Genomic DNA, 5754 nt, shown 5'->3' with positions numbered 1-5754 from the left:
TTACGTATCATGGCCGGCCACTGGTGTGGGTGTCATCTCGGTTTATAGCACCCACCGGAACCACGAGACCATGGTCAGCTGAGGTTCGTCGCTGACGGCGCAGCCGGCGCAGCGACGGACCGTCGCGATGGGACATGAATTCCCCGCAATCATTTCAAACCCTGCTGCTGGCGATAGAGCCGGCCGCGATCGCGCGCTTCAAGGCGATCATCGAGTCATACGACAACCTTGCGACGCTGCGCACCGAGGATCCCCGTCATCACTATCTGCGGCTGTACTTCGACGATGCCTCGGTGGCCGAAGTGGACGCGCTGCTCGACTCGCTGAGCGCGGCCTTTTCGATCCGCCGCATCGGCGCCTGACGGCCGGCCTCCGCTATCCTCCCTGCAGTTCGACCGCGTAGTCGCGGCCTTCCCACTTTTGCCGGGATTCCCAGTAAAACGTAAAGCGCACGGGCGCGCGGTCGGACGCGGTGATGTCGATATCGACGAAATCGAGGCCGACCGCGGTGTGTTGCGAATGGCTGTCGTGAGCGTGATGCCACTCGTCCTTAGTCCAGTGCAGCATGAATGGTTCGTCGCACTGTACACGCAGTCTGCACGGCGGCGCCACGGATTGGATCTGCCGGTTGCGTTTCCAGACCTCGATCGCCGCCCGCGGCTTGCCGGCGCGATAACGCTCGGCGACTTCCGGTATCAGGTCGAAGACGACGCCGTCGGCGGCTGACCGCAGGAGCTTGAGATATTCCGCATGCGCCCACATGAGCGGCATCGCCGCTCCCGTGGGTTTGCCGAAATACATCAGCGCTGCCGGCAGATCCGGCCGGTCCCAGATCTGCTCAGGCAGGAGCCGCGTCGCCGCGGTGGCGAAGTTTTCGATCGCGCGGAGATACGGGCTGACGTCGCGGCCGGCGGCGAGCTCATAATGGCCGCGCTCGCCGGTCAGGAGCGGCCACGGCCGGCCGACGCCCCATCCGTCGAACGGTCCGCCGTCGTCGCGCTGGCCGTAGCCGTCGTGAGTGTAACGCCTCCAGCAGGGTCCGGCCGGGAAACTGGTCTTGAGTACCGCATCGATCACGCGCAGCGAATCCTCGATCAGCGGACCGCCGGGGCGGCGGATGCCGTAACGCACGAGTTCGAGGAAACCCGCGTCGACGATTTCGGCCGCGGGAAACTGGTAGGGCTCGCCGGGCGCGCGGTTATGGATCGTAACCATTGCGTGGTCGGGATCTTCATTCGACGTGCCCGCTGCAGGGTCGGCGGGGTTGATGCGGACATAGTGGCGCTTGATCCCGGGCACGATGAAGCCCTGTCCGGTGACGGTCCAGCGTTCGATGTGGGATTCGAGAAAGTCGGCGTAATCCAGCAGGAACTCGGCGGTCGCCGCGTCGCCGCGTTCTTTGGCCAGGTGCGCCGCGCATACCAGGGCCGCGATATTGCTCGCCAGCGTCGAAGGCGAGTAGCCGCTGTTCTCCTCCCATCGCTCCTGCGGCGTGATCGGGCCTTCGTAAATCAGGTAGCGGGCCGCCGCCAGCACCATCGGATAGGGATCGAACGCGCCCATCGCGGCGCCGCTTTGCGCCAACCGGTACGCCAGCATGATCGGAAAGGCGACCTCGTCGAGTTGGATGCCCGACCAGTAGGGCGTGCCGTCGATCCAGAAATTTTGCGGAAACCCGCCGTCAGGGCGCTGCGAGCAGGCGAGGTAGATGAGCGCGCGCAGCGGCGTGGCTAGGTCGCCGCCCGCCAGCAATCCGGTCGCGCTGTTGACCATGTCGCGCGTCCATACCAGATGGTAGCCGCCAAGGTCTTCGTCCCCTTTGACCTCGCCCCAGGGGATGCTCAACGAAGCGATTAGCGCGCCGGGGAAGCGCTTGTCCTCATGGGCGAGCAGCAATTCGCGGCTTCGGTGGCAGAGATGGCCGCCGTCGCCGGTCCATTGCTCCAGCGGGTACATATGCACGCAGGCGCGGCTCCATTGCTCAATGAAGCGCGCCGAATGCTGCGCGAAGGGCACGCCGAGCGACTGGTAGAGGCAGGTCACCGCGCGATGCAGGCTGTTGCCGAAGGCGAGGCCGAGGGTGAAGTGGCGGTCCTCGGGCAGATCGATCTCGGCGGTCAGCGCGACGTTGCCATCAGGGGCTGAGGCGAACTCCCAGTCGAGCTTGAAATTCTGACTGAGGTCCTGCCATCCGTCGGTCTTGCCGACGTAGCCGCACGAACGGTGCGCGAAAGGTACGTTGGCTCCCAGGGCGAGCCAGGTGCCGTCCTTATGCGCGGTCAGAAATTCGTACCCGGCCATCCGCGCGACGTTGGCGCTGTTGCCCCATCCGCCGACGTTCAGATGCGGCGAGAGCAGCACGAACAGGCGCAGGCGGCGCAGCAGGTCGGCGTCGCCCTCCAGCCGGGTGTCCAGCAGCACGCACGGCTGATGCGGGTCGCTGATGACCTCCATCACCACGCGGTAGCGGCCGTCGCGGTCGGCATTGGTGATGCGCACGCCGAGACCGCGCTCGGTAAGGTATTCGATCGAAGAGTCCTGGTCGCGATGGACGTCGTGGAAAAAGGTCTTGCCGTCGGTCACCAGGTACTGCAAATCGCGGATTTGCGGCCGATCGATCGTGGGAAAGTAAACCTCGCTGAGCACCCCGCCCGAAGCGGTGAACCAGACCGGGCTCGCGGTCGAATACGCCGTGCCGACGACATCCTTGGCGCTGTGGGTCCAGCGCGGCTCGATTCCCGGGGCTCCCGAAGCGCGTGGGTCGTTGACGATTGTGGCCATCGGGTCGCTCTCCTTTCCGTGGACGCGCGGGGGCGGCGCTTACAGCGTGGCGGGAGGTTCGGCTGCCGGTTCGCTCAGCGGCGCCGGCGAACGGAACATATAGGAAACGCCCACGCTCAATCCATAAAGCAGCAGCAGCGGAATCGCGAGCAGGAAAATCGAAACCATGTCGGGCGGGGTCAGCGCAGCCGAGACCACGAAGATGCCGAGCACCGCGTAGCGGAAATATTGCAGCATCATGCGGTAGTCGATGAGTCCGAGCCGCGTCAGGAACACCGAGAAAATCGGCATTTCAAAGGTCAGTCCGAAGGCCAGCATCAGCTTGGCCGAAAAGGCGAGGTATTCGCTGATCCGGATCGTCGGCGTTACGCCGATCGAGGCATACTGGGCGATGAAAAATGCGTAGCCGATCTTGAACACCACCGCCCAGCAGAAGTAGCCGCCGAGCGCGAAGAACAGGCTCGAGCTTACGACGAACGGCAGCGCCATCCGCCGTTCAGACACATAAAGGCCGGGGGCGATGAATTTCCATACTTCGTAAAAGATCGCGGGGCTCGCCACAAAAACGCCCGCAACCAGCGCAACCTTGATCTTGGTGAAAAAAGCCTCGCCCACGCCCGTGCCGATCAGCAGCAGTTTGCCCTGGCCGACCTCGCGCAGCGGCAAAGTCAGCCAGGCGAAAAGATGGTCGGCGAAAATGTACGAGAGCGCGCATCCCACCGCCACCGCGATCACCGCTCGCACCAGCCGTGCACGCAACTCGCGCACGTGCTCGAGCAACGGCATGCGGACCTCCTCCGTCACGGCGGGAGGATTGGCGGCGGAAAACTCCTGGTTGGCCACGTAACGCGGTGCGAGTTATGGCGGCTTAAAGTTTGTCGTCCGGATCGTCCGGCGACTCCGGGACAGGCGCCTTGGGCCCGCTCGGTTCAGCGGACGACGGTTGCTCGCTTGGCGCTTGCACTTCGGCCGGCGTCCGAGCCATGGTCGCCTGATGCTCGGTGGGAGGCTGAAGCTCGGCGCCGGGAGCGCTTTCAACGGGCGCCTCCGACTTGGGCTCTGGAGCCAGGAAGGCCGGCGCGGGGGGCGTCGGCGTCGCAGGGGGCGTCGGTGGATGCGGATCGTCGAAGCGCGGCGGCAGTATATTGAATGGCGAGTCATCGCCTATCGCGCCGGAGATTTCGCGCATCACGGTGTTGCTCGCGAGCCGCAACTCGCGCATCACCTTGCCCACGGTGCGCATCACCTGCGGCAGGTCATCCGGCGGGATAACGATCAGGGCGATTACCAGGAACAGGAGTATTTCAACTATTCCCAAAAGGTTTCCGTCCGCCGACGCCAGGCCCCATAGCGCGAGGCCGCACGGTCTGATTTATGATCGTTATCGAAGTTCAGGGTGTCAACGATGCTCAGGACCGCATTGATCAGCGACCGCCGTTTTTTGAAGCATTTCGCCGGCCGAAGCCATCCGGAACGCCCTGAACGCGCGGCGGTGATGATCGAGATGGCCAGCCGGCTGAATCGTGACGCGTTACTTGCGATTAGCCCGCGCGAGGCGACCACCGAGGAGATCGAACTGTGCCATGACCCGGCCTACGTCGCCGAGGTCAAGCGGAGCGCCTCGATGCCGCGCTACGACTTCGACCCGGACACGCACACCTCGCCCGACTCCTGTCAGACCGCGCTGCTGGCGGCGGGCGGCGTGCTGACGGCGGTCGAGGCGGTGATGGACGGAGCGGCGGACAACGCCTTTGCGATCGTCCGTCCGCCGGGCCATCACGCGCTCGCCGCGCGCGCGATGGGATTTTGCCTGTTCAACAACGTGGCGATCGCGGCGCGCTACCTGATTCGCCGCCGCGGTCTCAAGCGCGTGCTGGTGATCGATTGGGACGTCCACCACGGCAACGGCATCCAGGACATCTTTTACGATTCGCCCGAGGTGCTCTACTTCTCCACTCATCAGTACCCTTTCTACCCGGGGACCGGCGCACTGGACGAAACCGGCTACGGCGCCGGCGCCGGATACACGGTCAATGCGCCGATGCCGGCGACGTTCGGCGACAACGAGTACCTGCGCGTCTTCGACGATCTGCTGGCTCCGGTCGTCCGGCAATTCCGTCCGGAGTTCATCCTCGTGTCGTCGGGCTTCGACGCGCACTTTCGGGATCCGCTGGGCGGGATGCGAGTTACCGAGGGCGGCTTCGCCGCCCTTGCGCGGCGGGCGAAGCGGATGGCCGCCGAGTGCTGCGGCGGACGGATGGCCGTCGCGCTGGAGGGTGGTTACGATCTGCAGGCGCTGGTCGATTCGGGACGCAGCGTGATCGACGAGTTGGGCCGTGGAGCCGACGAGCCGATCGCGCCAGCCGCCGACGGCACGCGTGTGATTCCAATAATCGAACGCGCGCACTATTTCCTCGCGAGCTACTGGAAGTTCTAAGGACAGGCGAAGCCGCGCGGACGTGTCCGGATCCAAGTCTCCGAGCCAATCCCACTTGCTGCGGCTGATCGCACTCGGAGCGGCCTCGCCGCAGATGTGCGAGCTCGGCCGGCGGCGGATCACGGTCGGCGCGGCCGCCGACAACGACCTGATCCTGAAAGAGTCGACGGCCTCGCGCCGGCACGCGGCGCTGGAGCGGCGATGGGGCCGGTGGCGCGTTGTGGATCTTGGTTCGACCAACGGGACCTATCTCAACGGCCGCCGCGTGACCGGGCCGACGCCCGTCGAGCGCGGCGACGAACTGCGTTTCGGCGACGCGCGCTTCGCCTGCGTCGCGCCCGGCGACGACCTGTCCCAGGTCGGCGCCAGGCGCGCCAGGAGCGTAGCGCCGGCCCGGCGCCGCGCATCGCGCGGCGCGCGCGCCGTCGCAACCTTGCTGCTGTTCGCGAGCGGCGGCTTCGCACTGACCGCGTACGTGCTGCACGTCGAGCACCGTGTCGGCGGGGCGGAGGGGACGGCGGCGCGAAGCGCCGCCG

At 65.7% G+C, this 5754-nt stretch carries 6 protein-coding genes; 3 read left to right on the top strand and 3 right to left on the bottom strand.

Annotated features, from left to right (window positions below; genetic code table 11):
- Nucleotides 1–134 precede the first annotated feature (134 nt).
- A complete protein-coding gene (locus tag VMI09_13075; protein HTQ25620.1) occupies nt 135–362 on the top strand; it encodes a DUF4911 domain-containing protein in 228 nt (75 codons plus the stop codon).
- Between the two features lie 13 nt (nt 363–375).
- Here the strand turns inward: VMI09_13075 and VMI09_13070 are convergent, their stop codons facing one another.
- From VMI09_13070 to VMI09_13060, 3 genes are all read right to left on the bottom strand, one after another.
- Complete coding sequence (locus tag VMI09_13070) at nt 376–2781, bottom strand: glycoside hydrolase family 15 protein (protein HTQ25619.1); 2406 nt, start codon at nt 2779–2781, stop codon at nt 376–378.
- A gap of 39 nt (nt 2782–2820) precedes the next feature.
- Entirely contained in the window at nt 2821–3567 is a 747-nt protein-coding gene (gene tatC / locus VMI09_13065; GenBank protein HTQ25618.1) for a twin-arginine translocase subunit TatC, read from the bottom strand.
- Nucleotides 3568–3649: 82 nt separating this feature from the next.
- Entirely contained in the window at nt 3650–4099 is a 450-nt protein-coding gene (locus tag VMI09_13060) for a twin-arginine translocase TatA/TatE family subunit (protein ID HTQ25617.1), read from the bottom strand.
- Between the two features lie 87 nt (nt 4100–4186).
- Between VMI09_13060 and VMI09_13055 the strand changes: the two genes are divergently transcribed.
- Both VMI09_13055 and VMI09_13050 read left to right on the top strand, forming a co-directional pair.
- On the top strand, nt 4187–5218 hold the full coding sequence (locus VMI09_13055; GenBank protein ID HTQ25616.1) for a histone deacetylase: 1032 nt from the start codon (nt 4187–4189) through the stop codon (nt 5216–5218).
- 55 nt (nt 5219–5273) lie between these two features.
- Nucleotides 5274–5754, top strand: a 481-nt coding sequence (locus VMI09_13050) for an FHA domain-containing protein (GenBank protein ID HTQ25615.1), incomplete at its 3' end; no start/stop codon positions are given.

The sequence above is a fragment of the Candidatus Binataceae bacterium genome (assembly GCA_035500095.1).
GTDB lineage: Bacteria > Desulfobacterota > Binatia > Binatales > Binataceae > JAKAVN01.
The sequence above is the reverse complement of the archived record's forward strand: the minus strand, read 5'-3'. Positions and strand labels throughout refer to the sequence as shown.